Raw genomic sequence first — 17172 nt, forward strand, 5'->3', positions numbered from 1 at the left:
GGGGGTCGTTCCAGCCAGGTGCCGGTCCCGGGTTCGTCGGCTTTCTCAGTCCGCGACGATCCGCACCGCGCCCGGTACGTACTCCCGCTGCCGCACCACCCGGTACCAGCCCTTGGGCAGCGGAATCGGCGCGTGCTCCTCGTGCACCACCCTGCCGCCGTCGGGGAGATGGAGGAGCATCGGCCCGAACGCCCCCGCTTCGCGGATGAGCCGGCCGGGCCCGGTCACGGCGTGCGCGTGGCCGGTGACTTCGCCGAGCGCCAGCACGAGTCGCCCGCGGCCGTCCCTCGGTTCACCCGCCGCGTCCTCGGCATGCGCCGGAACGGCGTCTTCCGCGACGGGCACGATCAGCACGTCTCCCTGCCGGTACATGGCTCTCCCCTCGACGGCCGGCACCGAGTGCGCCGGACCTGACATCGAAGTTAGAGGCAGGGTCTGACAGTGGGGGTGTCGCCGGCGCCGCCGCGGTGGGACACCGGGTTCGGCCCGGCGCCCGGGCAGGAATCAGGCCGTGACCGGCAGCGCCGTGAAGGGCCGCAGCACAGGGCATCCCCAAGGCCGCCCCGAGGCAGGCGTTGTCAGTGCGGCTTGGTAGAACTTCTCGCACATCAGCCGATCAACACCGTCCGGTGAGTGGAGCATCCGTCATGAGCACTTCGGGCTATCTGCAGGACCTGTACGGCCTGCCTGCATTCGATTTCCCCGACGCCGACGCCGACGCCAAGGTCGACGCGCTTCCCGACCCGGCTTCCGTCGCCTGGCGCATCGCCGTCGACGCGTACGAGAGCGAGGAGGAGTGGGAAGCGGCGTTCGCCCGCTTCACCGTCGCCGTGGACACCACGAAGGTGCGGGCGATCATCGTCGGCGCGTGGAGCGATGTGTACGACTCGGACCCCGGACCGGTCATCTCGGCCCTGCTCGGCGCCGGCGAGCGGCTGCCCGCACTGCGCGCCCTGTTCCTCGGGGACATCACCTCCGAGGAGTGCGAGATATCCTGGATCAACCAGACCGATGTGACGCCTCTGCTCGAAGGATTCCCGGAGCTCGAGGAGTTCGGCGTCCAAGGCGGCTCGGGCCTCGCGTTCCCCGCCCTGCGCCATGAGAAGCTGCGCACGCTCCGGGTGGAGACCGGTGGCCTGCCCGTCGAGGTGGTGCGCGGCATCGGGGCGAGCGAGCTGCCCGCGCTGGAGCACCTGGACCTCTGGCTCGGCGTCTCCGGCTACGGCGGCGATGCCGAGCTCACGGATCTGGAGCCGTTCTTCGCCGGCACCAGGCTGCCCCGGCTCAGGCATCTCTCGCTGCGCAACAGTGAGATACAGGACGAGATCGCCACTGCACTGGCAGGTGCCCCGGTCGTCGCGCGCCTCGACACCCTGGACCTGTCGATGGGCACGCTCGGCGACCAAGGAGCGGCGGCGCTCCTCGAGGGCCAGCCGCTCACCCACCTCAAGAAGCTCGACCTGCACCACCATTTCCTCAGCGATGCGATGGCCGAGCGCATACGCCAGGCCCTGGAGCCGGCCGGAGTGGCCGTCGACCTCGACGAACAACAGGAGCCCTGGGACGACGACGAGGACCTCGGCCGGTTCACCGCGGTGGCCGAGTGACACCGGCTGCACCGCAGCGCTTCGCCGTCGTCGGCAACCCCGAGAACCGTCGTGTCGCGTTCTTCCAGCGTGCCGTGCGCGCGGCGGGGCTGCCTGACGCGCGCGTAGTGCCGTGGCTGGACGTCCTGCACGGCCGTGCCCGCTTCCTGCCGGGCGAGACCGTACGGATCGACTCCCCGGGTGAGAACGGGGACGTGGACCTGCTGCTGCGGGGAGCCGAGGACCCGGCCCGGGTCGAGGGCACCGGCCTCTGGTACACGCGCTTCACCGAGGCCGTACGCGAGGTGGCGCAGGGCGTGGCGGACGCGGGCGGGACGCTGCTCGACGACGCGGACGATCTCGCCGTGCTGTTCGACAAGCGGCTGTGCCATGAGCGGCTCGCGCTGGCCGGGGTGGCGGTGCCGCCGTCATCCACCTCGGGGGCAGCGGCTCCCGCCGTGCGCGGCTGGGACGATGTCCGGGCGGTACTCGCCGAGCCGGGTCACCGCCGCGCTTTCGTGAAGCTCGCCCATGGCTCCTCAGCCTCCGGTGTGCTCGCGGTGGAGGCTGCCGGAGGGGGCCGGATCCGGGCGACCACGTCGGTCGAACGGACCGCGGACGGGCGGTTGTTCAACTCCCTCCGGCTGCGCCGCTACACCGGGGAGCCGGAGATCGCCGCGATCGTGGACGCACTCGCGCCCGATGGTCTGCACATCGAGCGCTGGCTGCCCAAGGCCCTCCAGCACGGCAGGGCCGCCGATCTGCGCGTCGTGGTCGTCGCGGGCCGGGCCACCCATGTCGTCGTACGGACCAGCCGCTCCCCGCTCACCAATCTGCATCTCGGCGGGCTGCGAGGCGATCCGGCCGAGGCCATGGCGGCCGTGCGCGCTGCCGGCCGAAGCTGGCGCGACGACGTGCTGGGCCTGTGCGAGCGGGCCGCCGCCCGCTTCCCGGGGACGCTGTGCGTCGGCGTGGATCTGCTTCCCGCCACCGGCTGGCGGCGCTTCGCCGTCGGCGAGGTCAACGCGTTCGGCGATCTGCTGCCCGGTCTCACCGGGCTGCCGGGCAGCGGCGCCGAGGGGCTCGACACCTATGCGGCACAGGTCGCCGCCGCCATCCGCCCGCACCACAAGGAACCACCATGCACGCAGCCCTTCGCACCGAGCCCCGCATGACCGACTCGTTCGACGCAGTCGACAGGATCGACACGGCCGCCACAACCGACGCAGCCTGCGTGCTCGACATGTCGGAGGTTGTCGGCACCGACGATCTGCTGCTCATCACGCTCGACACCCTGCGCTTCGATGTCGCCTCGGAACTCGCGGCGGCCGGCCGGATACCGAACCTGGCACGCCATCTCCCCGGTGGCGTCTGGGAGAAGCGTCATGCTCCGGGCAGTTTCACCTACGCCTCGCACCAGGCGATCTTCGCCGGGTTCCTGCCGACCCCGGCCGCGCCAGGTCCGCATCCGCGGCTGTTCGCCGCGCGATTCGCGGGCAGTGAGACGACCGCCGACGGCACCTTCGTGTACGACACCCCCGACCTTGTCTCCGGACTCGCGGCTGCCGGGTACCGGACGGTGTGCGTCGGCGGGGTCGGCTTCTTCAATCGGCAGGGTGCGCTCGGCTCCGTGCTGCCCGGGCTCTTCCAGGAGAGCCACTGGGAGCCGGAGTTCGGGGTGGCCTCCCCCACGTCCTTCGAGGCGCAGGTGGACCGCGCCGAGCAGGTCGTCGCCGCGCTCCCGCATGATCAGCGGCTGTTCCTGTTCGTCAATGTGTCCGCGCTGCACCAGCCCAACTGGTTCCATCTGCCGGGTGCGACACGTGAGGCGGGGGACTCGCGCGAGACGCATGCCGCCGCGCTGGAGTACGTCGACCGGCACATCGGCAGGCTGCTCGCGGCGGCCGGCAGCAGGCGCCGCTGTTTCGCGATCGTCTGCTCCGACCACGGCACGGCGTACGGCGACGACGGCTACACCGGCCACCGGCTGGGACACGAGGCCGTCTGGACCGTTCCGTACGCGCAGTTCTTCCTCCCGGAACCCTGCTCCACGGAGGGCACCCGATGAACGCCGTCCGCCCGTACCAGAGCTACGTCTACGCCTATCCGCACAAGACCGCGTACCGGCCGCTCGCCGACCGGCCCCCGCTCCGTGAGCTGTGGGCCGGTGAGCGCAAGGACGCGCTGTCCCTCTATCTCCACGTTCCGTTCTGCGAGGTCCGCTGCGGCTTCTGCAATCTGTTCACGCGGATCGGCGCTCCCGACGAGCTGACCACCCGCTACCTCGACGCGCTGGAGCGGCAGGCGGTGGCTGTCCGTGACGCGCTCGGGGACACGGATCCGGTCCGGTTCGCGGCGGCGGCCTTCGGCGGCGGCACGCCCACGTTCCTCACAGCCGGGGAGCTGGAGCGGCTGTGCGACATCGCGGAGAAGCGGATGGGCACCGATCTGCGCACGGTGCCGCTTTCGGTGGAGACGTCACCGGCCACGGCGACCGCCGACCGGCTCGCCGTACTCGCCGCCCGCGGCGCGACCCGGCTGAGCATCGGAGTGCAGAGTTTCGTCGACGACGAGGCGAAGGCCGCCGTCCGCCCGCAGCGGCGCGCCGATGTCGAGGCCGCGCTCGCCCGGATCCGGGACGCCGGGGTCCCGGTCCTCAACATCGATCTGATCTACGGCATCGACGGGCAGACCCCGCAGACCTGGCGTCGCTCGCTCGACGCGGCGCTCGTCTGGCGGCCCGAGGAGTTGTATCTCTACCCCCTCTATGTCCGGCCGCTGACGGGTCTCGGCCGCCTCGGCGCGGACGCCGACACCGCCTGGGACGACCAGCGTCTCTCGCTCTACCGCCAGGGCCGTGATCATCTTCTCGCCCACGGCTACGAGCAGGTGTCGATGCGGATGTTCCGCCGCACGGACCAGCAGGACGCGCTGCCGCGAGGCGCGGACGACTACGCCTGCCAGACCGACGGCATGATCGGCCTCGGCTGCGGGGCCCGCTCGTACACGTCCGGGCTCCACTACTCGTTCGACTACGCCGTCGACATGCGCGAGATACGGACGATCATCGACGACTACACCCGGGCGGAGGACTTCACCCGTGCCCAGGTCGGCCGCCGCGTGGACCGGGAGGAAGCACGCCGCCGTCATCTGCTCCAGTCGCTGCTGCAGGCGCAGGGGATGGAAGTGGCGGACTACCGGTCGCGGTTCGGCAGCGGGCCGGCCGACGACTTCCCCGCCGAGCTGGCGGCCTTCGCCGATCGCGGCTGGCTGGAGGAGAGCGGCGGGCTGCTGCGGCTGACGGCGGAGGGGCTTGCGTACTCGGACGCACTCGGGCCGGAGCTGTTCTCGCCCGCGGTACGGGCCGCGATGGCCGCGTACGAGCTGAAGTGAGACACGGATGGATCTGACGGTTCTGTACCGGGGCCCACTGGCCTCCTGCGACTACGACTGCCCGTACTGCCCGTTCGCCAAGCGGCGGGACAGCGGGGAGCAGCTGCGGGCCGACCGTGCGGCGCTCGAACGGTTCGCGGGCTGGGCGGCGGGGCAGTCACAGGACCGCCTGTCGGTGCTGTTCACCCCGTGGGGCGAGGGGCTGGTCCGCTCCTGGTACCGGAGGACGCTGGTGGAACTGTCCCGGCTGCCGCACATCCGCCGGGTCGCCATCCAGACCAATCTGAGCTGCCGCACCGAATGGCTGGCGGACGCCGATCCGGACGCGCTGGCGCTGTGGTGCACGTACCATCCCGGCCAGACGCCCTACGACCGCTTCCTCGGCAAATGCCGTGAACTGGCCGCGCGCGGGATCCGGTTCAGTGTGGGCATCGTCGGCTTCGAGGAGCATCTGGAGCAGGCGCGGCGGCTGCGGGCCGATCTGCCGCCGCATGTCTATCTCTGGGTCAATGCGGCGGAGGGGCGTGACTACACGGACGAGGAGGCCGTCCGCTGGACGGCCCTCGACCCGCTCTTCCCGTACAGCCGCCGTCCGCACCGTTCGGCCGGCCTGCCGTGCCGGACGGGCGAGTCCGTGATCTCGGTGGACGGCGACGGGACGGTGCGGCGCTGCCACTTCGTACGAGCCGAGCTCGGCAATCTCTATGACGGCTCGTACCGGGCGGCGCTGCGCCCGCGCGCCTGCCCGCTCGCGGTGTGCGACTGCCACATCGGCTATGTCCATCTGGAATCGCTGCCGCTGTACGACGTGTTCGCGGGCGGGGTGCTGGAGCGGATCCCCGCCACGGGATCCCCCGCCACGGGCACTGCCGCGGGGGCGGGGAACGCTCAGAGCGGAAGCAGGTCCGGGCGCTTCGGCTCCACGTGATCGCCGGATGATTCGCCCCGCAGCCGCCGGCCGATCCACGGTACGAGGTACTCGCGCGCCCAGAGGACATCGTCGCGGCGGACTTCGAGCGTGCCACGCGGCGGCAGTGGCGGCCACGGCTGGTCCGGGTCGGCCGGCACGTCGATGCCGAGCACCTGGGCGGCACGGAGCGCGACGCGCGTGTGGCCCTCGGGCGAGAGATGCAGCCGGTCGTCGTCCCAGGCGCGCCTGTCCTGGACCGACTTGAGCGACCAGAGGTCGAGTACGGGGCAGTCGTAGCGGTCGGCGATGGCGCGGACATGCGCGGTGTACGTGGCGATCTTGCCGCGCAGATGGCGGAGCACGGGTACGCCGCGGGTGTCGAAGCCGGTGGTCACCATGACGGTGCCGACGGAGGCGGTGAGGTCGGCGACGGCCCGTTCGAAGCGTTCCGCGACGTCGTCGGGGTCGGTGCCGGGCCGGATGATGTCGTTGCCGCCGGCGCAGAACGTCACCAGGTCGGGGGCGAGTTCCTTCGCGCGCGGGACCTGTTCCTCGACGATCTGATCGAGGAGCCTGCCTCGTACGGCGAGGTTGGCGTAGCGGAAGGTGTGTTCCGGTACCCGGTCGTCCAGGAGGACCGCGAGCCGGTCCGCCCAGCCGACGAACTGTCCCTCGGGTCCCGGGTCTCCGACGCCCTCGGTGAAGCTGTCACCGATTGCCGCATAGGACCCGATTGCGCTGTTTGTTCTTGATCGCGAAGCGTCTGCCACGTCGAGCCATCTTTCCTCGCGGGAAGTGACTTACGCCACCGTAGGGAGGGGTTGACGCGGGGTGATATAGGCCACCCGGCCAGTTTTCCGCAAAGCGGGAATACCCGGAAGGGGCCGGAACGCACGCGTCCGCCGGCCCCATGATGCGGGGCCGGCGGACGGAGAGACGCCGTGTCAGGTACGGACGTCGGTCAGATCGAGACTCCGTGCTGGCGGAGGTAGGCCAGCGGGTCGATGTCCGAGCCGTAGCTCGGGCTCGTGCGGATCTCGAAGTGCAGGTGCGGGCCGGTGGAGTTGCCGGTGGAGCCGGAGAGGCCGATCTGCTGGCCGCCGGTGACGCTCTCGCCGGACGCGATGGAGAGCTGGGAGAGGTGGGCGTACTGCGAGTACGTGCCGTCGTTGTGCTTGATGACGACCTCGTTGCCGTACGCGCCGCTCCAGCCGGCCGACACAACGGTGCCCGGGCCGACGGCCTTCACGGACGTACCGGTGGCGGCGATGAAGTCGACACCGGTGTGGTAACCGCTGGACCACATGGAACCGGCTGTCTTGTACGCGGTGCTGATACCGCCGCGGACCGGCGCGAAGAAGCCGGAAAAGCTGGTCTGCGCGGCGGCGTTCGCGGCGGAGGGCGCGGCGGGGGCCTCGGCGGCGGCCGGAGCGGCCTGGGGGCGCTCGGCGGTGCGGGAGGCACGCTCGGAGGAACCGGACGGCTTCTCGCTCCTGGCCGGAGCCTTGGCCTTCCGCTCGGGCTTCGCCTCGCTCCGGACCTTCGCCTCGCTCCGGACCTTCGCCTTGCCCTGGACCTTCGCCTTGCCGCCGAGGGTCAGCTCGAGCCCCGGATGGATCAGCGACGGGTTCTCGCCGACGGCGGCGCGATTGTCGGCGTACAGCTTCTTCCAGCCGCCGCTGACGCTCTGCTCCTGGGCGATCTTCGACAGGTAGTCACCGGCCACGACGGTGTACGTCGCAGGCGCCTTGGGGGCCTTCGGCGCCTGCGGGGCGACGGACTTCTTGGCTACGGCTGCGATGCGGCCGGGGGCGGCGGAGGGCGCCGACTTCTCGGCGGCGTGCGCACCGAAGGCGCCGATGAGCGGAAGTGCGATGGCGGCCCCGCCCGTTCCGGCGGCGACGAATCCACGCGTGATCGGGCTGGTCCTCGGACGGCGATGCTTACCCTTACCGGGCATGGCGAATTCCTCTCCGCCGCCTGCGAGGTGAGCTGTCGGGTTCGGGCTGGAGATGCCCGGCCGCGCATGGCGCGCGACTTCACCCCGAGCCGTCCGGGATTCCGGAACGGCGTACTACCTGGGTCCCCCGCTCCTGCCACACGTGGGTGGGTGCGATATTCCGGACGGCGGCAGGATTAGGCGTTCCGACCGGATTGCGGTGACCGTAAGCGAGCCGGGTCGCGCGAACAAGCCATCTATTCCCCCGGGAACCCTTCCGCCTGATTTCGACCTGGATTTCCCGGTCACGCTCCGTAAATCCCGGATCTTCGATTTCCTTTGCGACAAGGGAGTTCACATGTCCGGCATCGCCACAGAACGTCACAGATATGATCCCGCTCACGAACCCGAGCCCATCTCCCCCTTAACTCGGGCGCGTTATGCGATACCTACCAATTCGGACAGATCGACCATCAGGCCAGATTCACGCCAACCGCGCACGCAGGCAAGGGGCGCAATCGCCGCACCCTTGCGTGAGAATTGCGCTGCTCGCCCCGTATGTACCTTTTGCCCCATGGGTGGCGTGGCAAGGAAACACTGCGAGGCTGCCCACCAAGTGGGCAGTGAACTCCAGGAGTTCACGAATCGACCGCCCGAAGCTCCCGCTTCCAGGCGCTGATCGCACCCGGGCGCGGTCAGCTGCGCCGCAGCCGGATCACCGTCGCGTCAAGATCACCGCGGAGGCCCGTGTGCAGCCCGTGGTGGAGCAGGACGGACCCCCGGTGAACGACACCGGTGTCCCGGCACTCGTACGCCGCCGACGGTTCGAGGCCCCGCAGACGCAGGCGCGGGGGCCGCTCACCGTAGTGCTGGGCCTGCAGCCATGCCAGGACCACGGCCTCGTCGCCACGCACGTACTGCACGGCGCTCAGCCCGCCCTCCGGCGGCCGCAGCCGATAGAGATCACCATGCTGCACGACCGGCCTGATCTTCTTGTAGAGCTCCACCCAGCCGCGCGCCTCGGTCAGCTCGCCCTCGCTCCATCCGGTGAGGTCGCCGCCGATGCCCAGTACCCCGGCCATGGCACTCACGAAACGGAACCTCAGTGAGCTGATCCGCCCGTTGAGCTGCACATTCGGGCTGTCGGTGACCCATGCGGCCATCACCCGGGCCGGATGCAGCTGGCCGAAGCCGTACTGGATGGCCAGACGATCCAGCGGATCGGTGTTGTCGGAGGTCCACACCTGGTCGGTCCGGGAAAGAATCCCCAGGTCGATCCGGCCGCCACCGCCCGAGCAGGACTCGAAGACCACGGCCGGGTGCGCGGCCCGCAGCCGGTCCAGCAGGGCGTACAGCGCATGGACGTGCTCGACCCACAGCTTCTGCGGGTACGGCTCCCCGGGCCAGCCCGCGTCCGTGAAGCAACGGTTGAAATCCCACTTCACATAGTCGATGGGGGCCGCGGACAGCAGCCCGTCCAGCTGCTCCCAGAGGTGGTCCTGGACATCCCCGCGGGCGAGATTCAGGACCAGCTGATTGCGGAATTCGGTCCGGGTGCGGCCGGGGTGGTGCTGCACCCAGTCCGGGTGCGCCCGGTAGAGATCGCTGTCGGCATTGACCATCTCCGGTTCGACCCAGATCCCGAACCGCATGCCCAGCGCGTGCACGTCGTCGGCGAGCGGTTTCAGCCCCTGGGGGAAACGGTCCGGGTTCGGCGTCCAGTCCCCGAGCCCGGCCCGGTCGCTCGTCCGCTTCCCGAACCAGGCGTCGTCCACGACGAAGAGCTCCACCCCCATCGCCGCGGCCCGGCGGGCCAGCGCCCGCTGCTGCTCCTCCGAGACGTCGAAGCCGGTGGCCTCCCACGAGTTGTAGAGGACCGGACGGGAGGCCCTGGCGTCCGGAATGACATGGGCGCGCTGCCAGGCGTGCCAGGCCCTGCTGGCCGCGCCGAATCCTCCGTCGGTCCACAGCCCGGCGAACACGGGCGAGGTGTAGGACTCACCGGGCGCGAGGAGCAGCAGTCCGGAGTCGTCGTAGCCGGCGCCGCCGCTGATCTGCACCTGGCCGTCGGGGAGGTGCTGAACGGCGATCCGCCATGATCCGGACCAGCCGAGCGCGCAGCCGTACACCTCCCCGTGCTCCTCCGTAGCCTCCCCGTCGTCGACGGCGACCCAGGGCAGGTGCTGGTGCCCGGTGTGCCCGCGGCGCGACCCGAGCACCTTCTCGCCGTAGGTGAGCCCGGACCGTACGAGCAGGGACTCGGCCGCCCAGCGGCCGTGCAGCTGGGAGAGCCGGCGGCGGTCGCGGCGGGGCAGCGTCCAGACGGCCGCGTCGGCGCGCAGCAGCTCCAGTTCGGGACCGTCTCCGGCATGGGTCACGGTGATCCAGCGCTCGATCACATCGGAACCGTCCCGCATCCGGTAGTGGAGGGTCAGCGCGAGGCCGTGCACGGGGTCGCTGAAGCACAGCCGCAGCTCGTCGCCGCCGTCATCCACCAGCCCGTCGTCGAAGCGCCACTCGGTGCCGCGGACCTCGTCCGTACGGACCGAGAGCGCGGGCCGCACGAAGCGGGGGCCGCCTTCGACGGGATACTCCTCGTGCCCGTCGAGTGGTGACTCGAACGGCCAGTAGGGCGGGAGGGGTTGGGAGGCGAGGTTCTCGGCGTCGGCCGGGCGGATGCGCGGCCCCCAGTGCAGATGGAGGAGCTCGTCCCGGTCGGTGACGAGCAGCGCATAGCTGCTCGTGCGGCCGGACAGAACCCAGATGCGACCGCTGCCCATCGTCTCGATCATCCCGACCCCTCAAATTCGCACACGTCCGCACATCATCGCGCGCGATCCATCACCTGGGCAACGGCCTTGCAGCTGCCTTCAGGTGCACTGAGGGACGGCGACGCGGAGGTCCAGGAGCTGCTGGGCATGCACCGGCACATGGTCCTCGGCGAGTCCATACACGATGGAAGTGCCACGAGGTGCGGGAAGAAGGTGACGCGAAGGCGGTGGCCGGCGACCTGATGCCCCGGGCGCGGGCCGGGGACGGCGAGGCGTTCCGGGAGCTGACCGAGCCGTACCGCCGGGAGCTGCAGGTGCACTGCTACCGGATGCTCGGGTCCCTCCAGGACGCCGAGGACGCCCTGCAGGACACGCTGCTGGCTGCCTGGCAAGGCTTCGCAAGGTTCGAGGGGCGCTCCTCGCTGCGTACCTGGCTGTATCGGATCGCGACCAACCGGTGCCTCAATGCGCGCCGGTCGGCCGCCCGACGCGCGGCCAAGGAGTGGGACGTGCCCAATGTCGAACCGCCCGAGCCGACCCGGCCCGGAGGCCCGCTACGAGCAGACCGAGTCCATTTCCCTGGCCTTCGTGACCGCCCTGCAGGTCCTGCCGCCACGCCAGCTCGCCGTGCTCATCCTGCGCGACGTCCTCGGATTCCGCGCCGGCGAGGTGGCCGACATGCTGGACTCGAGCGTCGAGTCGGTCAAAAGCGCCCTCAAACGAGCGCGCGCGGGCTTGCAGCACCGACGGCCCACGACCGACGACCGCGAACCGCCGCCCGCCGGCGAGTCACCCGCCGAGGAGGCGATCGTGGCGAAATTCGTCCGCGCGTGGGAGTCCGCCGATCTCGATGCGCTGGTGGCCCTGCTGACCGACGACGTCTTCGCGTCGATGCCGCCGATGCCCTTCGAGTACCAGGGCCGAGACGTCGTGGCCCGCTTCTGCGCCGGCATCTTCCGCGCAGGTCGCAGGTTCGACCTCGTTCCCACGCGAGCCAACGGTCAACCGGCGTTCGGCGCCTACCTGCACGCCTCGACCGGCATCCGCCGCGGGACCGGCCTCTACGTCCTCACCCTCACCGGCGACCGGATCTGCGCCATGACCCGCTTCGACAGCAGCGTGCTCCCATGGTTCGGGCTGCCGCGATCACTCCCGAACCGGTAGCCGGCTTCCCAGCGACGGATGTGCGCGGCAGCGAAACACGCACCGGCGGATGTGCCGGTGCAGTCGCCGGCATCCAACGTGCTGTTCCGGGGTGACGACCGACCCGTATCCCACGCCGAAGAGTCCGCAACCGGAGACGGGCAGACCCACCGGCAGGACGTCCTGTCTCGACCTGCTCGTCGTGCCCAGCCCCCGGGAGGCCCTTCCGGCGGAGCCGAAATGATTGCCTGAGGAATCGATGTCGTATGGTCAGGAACGCGCCATTGTCGGCGAGCGCCGACCGCAGACACGGAGGAGCCACCGTGACGCAGCAGCTGCCTCAGATCCCGTCGACCGAACCCGAGCTGTCCGGGGTGCGCAACTTCCGGGACGTGGGCGGACTGCCGACCGTTGACGGGCGCCTGGTGCGGCACGGGCGGCTCTTCCGCAGCGGCCATCTCGCGCACGCCACCGACAGCGACGCCGTCTTCCTCACCTCGCTCGGGCTCCACACGATCTTCGACTTCCGCAATGCCGCGGACCAGAAGCTGGAAGGCCCGGACGTCGAACTGCCCGGTGTGCGCAACCTCAACATCCCGCTCACGGACCCGGCGGACGGCGCCGAGTTCTGGAAGATGGTCCGCGAGGGCGACCTCGACCAGCTGAGGTCGATCCTCGCCGACGGCAAGGCGGCCGCACGCATGGTCGCGTCGTACCGCGTGATCATCAGGGAGCGCACGGCCGAGCACAGCCGTGTGCTGCACGCGCTGGCGGAGGACAGCGTCCCGGCCCTGATGCACTGCGCGGCGGGCAAGGACCGCGCGGGTCTGTCGATAGCGGTCTCCCTGCTGGCGGTCGGTGTCGAGCGGGACGCCATCGAGGCCGACTACCTGAAGTCGAACGACCCGCACCGCCGCTACAAGGTGCGCCGCGGCGACAACGCGCCCTCCGGGATGTCGCCGGAGGTCATGGAGCTCCTCAGCCCGCTCTTCGACGCCCGTTCCGAGTATCTGGCGGCGGCGTTCGAGACCATCGAGGAGACCTGGGGCAGCACCGAGCGCTATCTCGCCGAGGGCCTCAGGATCACGCCCGAGACGCGTGAGCGGCTGCGCGACCGTCTGCTGGACGGATCGGTCTGAGACCCTGCCGTGCGGCGGGTCACTGGCCGCCCACGGTGAACAGCAGATAGAGGAAGGCCGCGAAGAGGTGGCCTGCCACCAGATAGGCGAAGAGCCGGACGATCAGTCCGACGGGGAACGTGGATTCCTGGCTCGATGACGGCTTCCGGGGCATGGCGGTCTCCTCAGGCGTGCGGGAGTACGTGTCACGGTGGCAACACGTGCGGTGTGCGGATGAGGCGTGCGGGTGTGCGTGTCAGAGGTGCGGGTGTGTGTGCGGGTCGGGGCTCTGCAGCAGCGTGTGGACGAAGAGCAGCTCGGCCCCGCCGTGCGAGGCGGCGGCGATACGGTGCGGTGTGAGCGAATCGAAGTGGGCGCTGTCCCCGGGGTCGAGCTCGTGAACCGTGTCGCCGAGGCCGAGCCGCAGCCGCCCTTCGAGTACGTACAGCCACTCCTCGCCCGGATGCACCCGCACCAGTTCCCCCTGGGCCCCGGAGTACGGCACGCGCACCCGTAGCGCCTGCATGGCGCGCCCGCGGCCGCCGGCCTGCCGGTACGTCCAGCCGTCGGCCTCCGCGGGGCCCATCCGGCCCGCGCGGATGATCGCGTCGCGCTCCGGCGGGATCTCGCCGAGCAGCGCGGCGACTGTCGTACCGTAGATCCTGGCCAGCGCGAGCAGCATCGGCAGCGACGGCTGCCGGTTGCCCGTCTCCAGCCGGGACAGATGGGCGGGCGAAAGGCCCGCCCGCTGGGCGGCGGCCTCCAGGGTGAGACCGCGGCGGCGGCGCAGCTCGCGCAGCCGGGGTGCGACATCGGGCAGCCCGTCCGCTGCCTGTCCGGCGGATCGTCCGGCAGGTTCTCCGGCGGGATGTCCGGCGGGAAGGTTCATGCCTCCATTGCGCCAGGATGTTTCCTCTGGGGCAAATTTTTTGCCCCAGAGGCAAAAGCACTCAGCGGTTGGCCACGGCCTGCTTGACGAGGGTCTTGCCGAAGTCCCACATCAGCCCGCTCCCGCCGTGGGCGTCGTCCATCACGGCGCTGAAGGCCTCGACGAACCGGTCGACCTCCTGCTCACCGATGATCAGCGGCGGAATCAGCTTGATCACTTCCAGCTGGTCGCCGGAGACCTGGGTGAGGATCCGGTGCCTCTGCAGCAGTGGCACGACGACCATCTGCGCGAAGAGTCCCTTGCGGGCCGCCTGCAGCACCGTCCAGCGGCTGCGCAGCTTCAGGGAGGACGGCCGGCCGAATTCGATCCCGATCATCAGCCCGCGCCCCCGGACGTCCTGCAGCAGATCGTAGCGGTCGACGAGCGCCGCGAGCCGCGTCCGCAGCAGTTCTCCGGTCACCCGTGCGTTCGCGACGATCTGCTCGTCCTCGATCACGGAGAGGACGGCGAGCCCGGCCGCCATGGCCTGGGCGTTGGAGCCGAAGCTCGCCGAGTGCACCAGCACCCGGTCCATCGACGAGTAGACCTTCTTGAAGATCCAGTCCTTGCCGAGGGTCGCGCCGACCGGCACATAGCCGCCCGACAGCGCCTTCGCGACACACACCAGGTCCGGCTCGACACCGTCCTCGTGCTGGTACGCGTGGAAGTCGCCGGTCCTGCCGAGCCCCGTCTGCACCTCGTCGGCGATCAGCAGCGCCTTGTGGCGGTGCAGCAGTTCCTGGGCCGCGTACAGGAATCCCGGCGGTGCCTCGTGCACACCCTTGCCCTGGATGGGCTCCACGACGAAGCCCGCCACGTCGCCGCGTTTCAGCTCCCGCTCCAGCGCGTCGAGATCGCCCAGCCCGATCGCGGTGTCGGGGAGCAGCGGGGCGAAGCCGTCCCGGAAGCCCGCCTCGCCGTTGACCGAGAGCGAACCGGTGGTCAGCCCGTGGAAGGCGTGCCTGCAGTAGACGATCCGCGGTTTCCCCGTCGCGCAGCGGGCGAACTTCAACGCCGTCTCCACCGCTTCCGTGCCGCTGTTGCCGAAGAACACCCGGTCCAGATGAGGGGTGTGGGCCAGCAGCTTCTCGGCGAGCAGTCCCGGCAACGGCGGGCAGTCGAAGCGGGTGAGATCGGCGAGCGAGGCGTCGAGGACGTCGTGCAGCGCCTTGCGGACCACCGGGTGGTGCCGGCCGAGGCCCAGCACCCCGAAGCCGGCGAGCATGTCGAGGTAGTCGTTGCCGTCCTCGTCCCAGAAGTACGCGCCCTCACCGCGCTCGTACACCTTGTCGAAGCCGATGGTGTGCAGCATCCGGGGCAGTTGGTGGTTGAGATGTCTTGTGTGCAGCTCGTACCGTTCACGGCCACGCTCCGCGAGCAGCCGCCCGAGATCGAACTCCTTGCTCATCGTCCGTGCTCCTGTGCTCCTCGGTGTCCGTGCAACTCGGCATGCGTGCTCACAGCCCGTGCTCCCGCGGCTGTCCGGTCTCCTCGCGGCGTGCCAGGGCCGCGCTGATCCGCCCCGCGATCTCCGCCGGCGTCAGCCCGATGTCGGCCAGCACCTCGCCGCGCTTCGCGTGGGCGAGGAACTGCTCGGGGATGCCGAAGGTCCGCAGCGCTACGTCGGCCCCGGCGTCCCGCAGCGCCTGGCCGACGGCCGAACCGACGCCGCCGGTCCGGCTGTTGTCCTCGACGACCGCGACCAGGCGGTGCCGCTCGGCGAGCAGGGCGAGCTGCTCGTCCACCGGCTTGACCCAGCGCGGGTCGACGACGGTGCAGCGCACTCCGCGGTCCTCCAGCAGACCGGCCGCCTGCAGACAGACGGAGGCGAGGGCGCCGACCGAGACGAGCAGCACCTCGGCGTCGTCGCTCCGGTGCAGTACGTCCATCCCGCCGACCCGGTCCAGGGCGGGCAGCGGCTCCCCCACCGACTCCTTGGGGAAGCGCAGCACGGTCGGCGCGTCGGTCACGTCCACGGCCTCGCGCAGCTGGGTCCGCAGTTGGACGGCGTCGCGCGGGGCGGCGATCCTGAGCCCGGGTACGACCTGGAGCACGGACATGTCCCACATCCCGTTGTGGGAGGGCCCGTCGACTCCGGTGACCCCGGCCCGGTCCAGGACGAACGTGACTCCGCACCGGTGCAGCGCGACGTCCATCAGAAGCTGGTCGAAGGCGCGGTTGAGGAACGTGGCGTAGACGGCGACGACGGGGTGCAGACCGCCGGTGGCGAGTCCGGCGGCGGAGACGACCGCGTGCTGTTCGGCGATGCCCACGTCCCAGACCCGGTCGGGGAACCGCTCGGCGAACTTCGTCAGCCCGACGGGGTGGAGCATGGCCGCGGTGATCGCCACGACGTCGGGCCGTTCGGCGCCGATCGCGGCGATCTCGTCCCCGAACACCGAGGTCCATGACGGGCCGGCCGCCGGGGTCAGTGGTTCGCAGGTCAGCGGGTCCATCACCCCGACGGTGTGGAAGCGGTCGGCCTCGTCCCGCTCCGCGTGCTGGTAGCCGCGGCCCTTCTCGGTGAGGCAGTGCACCAGGACGGGCCCGTGGAAGCGTTTCGCGCGGCGCAGCGCCGACTCGACGGCGGCGATGTCGTGGCCGTCGACGGGGCCGACGTACTTCAGCCCCAGGTCCTCGAACATGCCCTGCGGGGCGAAAGCGTCCTTGAAGCCCTTCTTGGCGCCGTGCAGCGATTCGTACAGCTGCTTTCCGACGACGGGTGTGTGCTGGAGCACGTCCTTGCCCCAGGCGAGGAAGCGCTCGTAGCCGTCGGTGGTGCGGAGTGTGGCGAGGTGGTTGGCGAGGCCCCCTATCGTCGGGGCGTAGGAGCGCTCGTTGTCGTTGACGACGATGATCAGCGGGCGGTCCTTGGCGGCGGCGATGTTGTTGAGGGCCTCCCAGGCCATGCCGCCGGTGAGCGCGCCGTCACCGATGACCGCGACGACGTGGTCGTCCTTCCTCAGCACCTCGTTGGCCTTGGCGAGGCCGTCGGCCCAGCCGAGGACGGTGGAGGCGTGCGAGTTCTCGACGACGTCGTGCTCGGACTCCTCGCGGGAGGGGTAGCCGGACAGGCCGCCCTTGCCGCGCAGCTTGGAGAAGTCCTGCCGGCCGGTGAGGAGTTTGTGGACGTAGCTCTGGTGGCCGGTGTCCCAGAGGATGCGGTCGACGGGCGAGTCGAAGACCCGGTGCAGGGCGATGGAGAGCTCCACCACCCCGAGATTGGGTCCCAGATGGCCACCGGTTCTGGCCACGGCATGGATCAGGAAGTCCCTGATGTCCTCGGCCAGTTCGTCGAGTTCCGCTTCTGACAGCGCCTTGAGATCACGCGGCCCCCGGATGTGCTCCAGAAGTGTCACGTTCGGGCCCCCTCTCTGATCTGTT

General features: G+C 70.4%; 15 protein-coding genes, 1 pseudogene and 1 riboswitch. Of the genes and pseudogenes, 8 read left to right on the plus strand and 8 right to left on the minus strand.

The genetic code is table 11. The features are described 5' to 3' along the window. Positions 1–45 precede the first annotated feature (45 nt). Positions 46–372 (minus strand): hypothetical protein, encoded by a 327-nt coding sequence (locus AC0699_RS07455; RefSeq protein ID WP_478656831.1) that lies wholly within the window; start codon positions 370–372, stop codon positions 46–48. Between the two features lie 275 nt (positions 373–647). Here AC0699_RS07455 and AC0699_RS07460 point away from each other — a divergent pair, with 275 nt between their 5' ends. The 5 genes from AC0699_RS07460 to AC0699_RS07480 all read left to right on the plus strand — a co-directional run bounded on the left by AC0699_RS07460 (position 648) and on the right by AC0699_RS07480 (position 5907). After that, the gene (locus AC0699_RS07460) at positions 648–1607 is read left to right on the plus strand and encodes an STM4015 family protein (protein WP_478656834.1); all 960 of its coding nucleotides are present in this window, start codon (positions 648–650) and stop codon (positions 1605–1607) included. Next, positions 1604–2761, plus strand: a complete 1158-nt coding sequence (locus AC0699_RS07465; RefSeq protein WP_478656837.1) for an STM4014 family protein — start codon at positions 1604–1606, stop codon at positions 2759–2761. The genes AC0699_RS07460 and AC0699_RS07465 overlap by 4 nt, the downstream gene beginning before the upstream one ends. A 68-nt stretch (positions 2762–2829) precedes the next feature. Continuing rightward, a complete protein-coding gene (locus tag AC0699_RS07470; RefSeq protein WP_478657207.1) occupies positions 2830–3654 on the plus strand; it encodes an STM4013/SEN3800 family hydrolase in 825 nt (274 codons plus the stop codon). Next, a complete protein-coding gene (locus AC0699_RS07475) occupies positions 3651–4979 on the plus strand; it encodes an STM4012 family radical SAM protein (RefSeq protein ID WP_478656840.1) in 1329 nt (442 codons plus the stop codon). The genes AC0699_RS07470 and AC0699_RS07475 overlap by 4 nt, the downstream gene beginning before the upstream one ends. Before the next feature lie 7 nt (positions 4980–4986). Continuing rightward, a complete protein-coding gene (locus AC0699_RS07480; RefSeq protein WP_478656843.1) occupies positions 4987–5907 on the plus strand; it encodes an STM4011 family radical SAM protein in 921 nt (306 codons plus the stop codon). Here the strand turns inward: AC0699_RS07480 and AC0699_RS07485 are convergent. The 3 genes from AC0699_RS07485 to AC0699_RS07495 form a co-directional block, all read right to left on the minus strand. Beyond that, positions 5868–6659, minus strand: a complete 792-nt coding sequence (locus AC0699_RS07485; protein ID WP_478656846.1) for an SGNH/GDSL hydrolase family protein — start codon at positions 6657–6659, stop codon at positions 5868–5870. The genes AC0699_RS07480 and AC0699_RS07485 overlap by 40 nt on opposite strands. A 191-nt stretch (positions 6660–6850) precedes the next feature. Then, entirely contained in the window at positions 6851–7849 is a 999-nt protein-coding gene (locus AC0699_RS07490) for a M23 family metallopeptidase (RefSeq protein WP_478656849.1), read from the minus strand. 4 nt (positions 7850–7853) lie between these two features. After that, a riboswitch (cyclic di-AMP (ydaO/yuaA leader) is annotated at positions 7854–8008 on the minus strand. Positions 8009–8523: 515 nt separating this feature from the next. Further along, the gene (locus AC0699_RS07495; RefSeq protein WP_478656852.1) at positions 8524–10620 is read right to left on the minus strand and encodes an alpha-galactosidase; all 2097 of its coding nucleotides are present in this window, start codon (positions 10618–10620) and stop codon (positions 8524–8526) included. Between the two features lie 308 nt (positions 10621–10928). Between AC0699_RS07495 and AC0699_RS07500 the strand changes: the two are divergent. The 3 genes and pseudogenes from AC0699_RS07500 to AC0699_RS07510 form a co-directional block, all read left to right on the plus strand. After that, a pseudogene (locus tag AC0699_RS07500) lies at positions 10929–11033 on the plus strand (sigma factor); the annotation flags it as partial. 82 nt (positions 11034–11115) lie between these two features. Then, positions 11116–11763 (plus strand): sigma factor-like helix-turn-helix DNA-binding protein, encoded by a 648-nt coding sequence (locus tag AC0699_RS07505; RefSeq protein ID WP_478656855.1) that lies wholly within the window; start codon positions 11116–11118, stop codon positions 11761–11763. Between the two features lie 302 nt (positions 11764–12065). After that, a complete protein-coding gene (locus AC0699_RS07510; RefSeq protein WP_478656857.1) occupies positions 12066–12881 on the plus strand; it encodes a tyrosine-protein phosphatase in 816 nt (271 codons plus the stop codon). A gap of 19 nt (positions 12882–12900) precedes the next feature. On the opposite strand, the gene AC0699_RS07515 is transcribed toward AC0699_RS07510, so the two are convergent. From AC0699_RS07515 to dxs, 4 genes are all read right to left on the minus strand, one after another. Then, positions 12901–13035: a DUF6126 family protein gene (locus tag AC0699_RS07515; protein WP_469766608.1), complete on the minus strand. Its 135-nt coding sequence runs from the start codon at positions 13033–13035 to the stop codon at positions 12901–12903. Between the two features lie 81 nt (positions 13036–13116). Further along, positions 13117–13749, minus strand: coding sequence for a helix-turn-helix domain-containing protein (locus tag AC0699_RS07520; RefSeq protein ID WP_478656859.1), 633 nt, complete (start codon positions 13747–13749; stop codon positions 13117–13119). A 61-nt stretch (positions 13750–13810) separates the two neighbouring features. Continuing rightward, on the minus strand, positions 13811–15196 hold the full coding sequence (locus AC0699_RS07525) for an aspartate aminotransferase family protein (protein WP_478656861.1): 1386 nt from the start codon (positions 15194–15196) through the stop codon (positions 13811–13813). A gap of 49 nt (positions 15197–15245) precedes the next feature. After that, the gene (dxs, locus tag AC0699_RS07530; protein WP_478656864.1) at positions 15246–17147 is read right to left on the minus strand and encodes a 1-deoxy-D-xylulose-5-phosphate synthase; all 1902 of its coding nucleotides are present in this window, start codon (positions 17145–17147) and stop codon (positions 15246–15248) included. Between the last annotated feature and the right edge of the window lie 25 nt (positions 17148–17172).

The sequence above is a fragment of the Streptomyces sp. NPDC043870 genome (assembly GCF_056435785.1).

Coding starts and splice junctions, on each gene's coding strand:
- AC0699_RS07455 (WP_478656831.1), bottom strand. CDS start 372: ATGTACCGGCAGGGAGACGTGCTGATCGTGCCCGTCGCGGAAGACGCC.
- AC0699_RS07460 (WP_478656834.1), top strand. CDS start 648: ATGAGCACTTCGGGCTATCTGCAGGACCTGTACGGCCTGCCTGCATTC.
- AC0699_RS07470 (WP_478657207.1), top strand. CDS start 2,830: ATGTCGGAGGTTGTCGGCACCGACGATCTGCTGCTCATCACGCTCGAC.
- AC0699_RS07475 (WP_478656840.1), top strand. CDS start 3,651: ATGAACGCCGTCCGCCCGTACCAGAGCTACGTCTACGCCTATCCGCAC.
- AC0699_RS07480 (WP_478656843.1), top strand. CDS start 4,987: ATGGATCTGACGGTTCTGTACCGGGGCCCACTGGCCTCCTGCGACTAC.
- AC0699_RS07490 (WP_478656849.1), bottom strand. CDS start 7,849: ATGCCCGGTAAGGGTAAGCATCGCCGTCCGAGGACCAGCCCGATCACG.
- AC0699_RS07495 (WP_478656852.1), bottom strand. CDS start 10,620: ATGATCGAGACGATGGGCAGCGGTCGCATCTGGGTTCTGTCCGGCCGC.
- AC0699_RS07505 (WP_478656855.1), top strand. CDS start 11,116: ATGTCGAACCGCCCGAGCCGACCCGGCCCGGAGGCCCGCTACGAGCAG.
- AC0699_RS07515 (WP_469766608.1), bottom strand. CDS start 13,035: ATGCCCCGGAAGCCGTCATCGAGCCAGGAATCCACGTTCCCCGTCGGA.
- AC0699_RS07520 (WP_478656859.1), bottom strand. CDS start 13,749: ATGAACCTTCCCGCCGGACATCCCGCCGGAGAACCTGCCGGACGATCC.
- AC0699_RS07525 (WP_478656861.1), bottom strand. CDS start 15,196: ATGAGCAAGGAGTTCGATCTCGGGCGGCTGCTCGCGGAGCGTGGCCGT.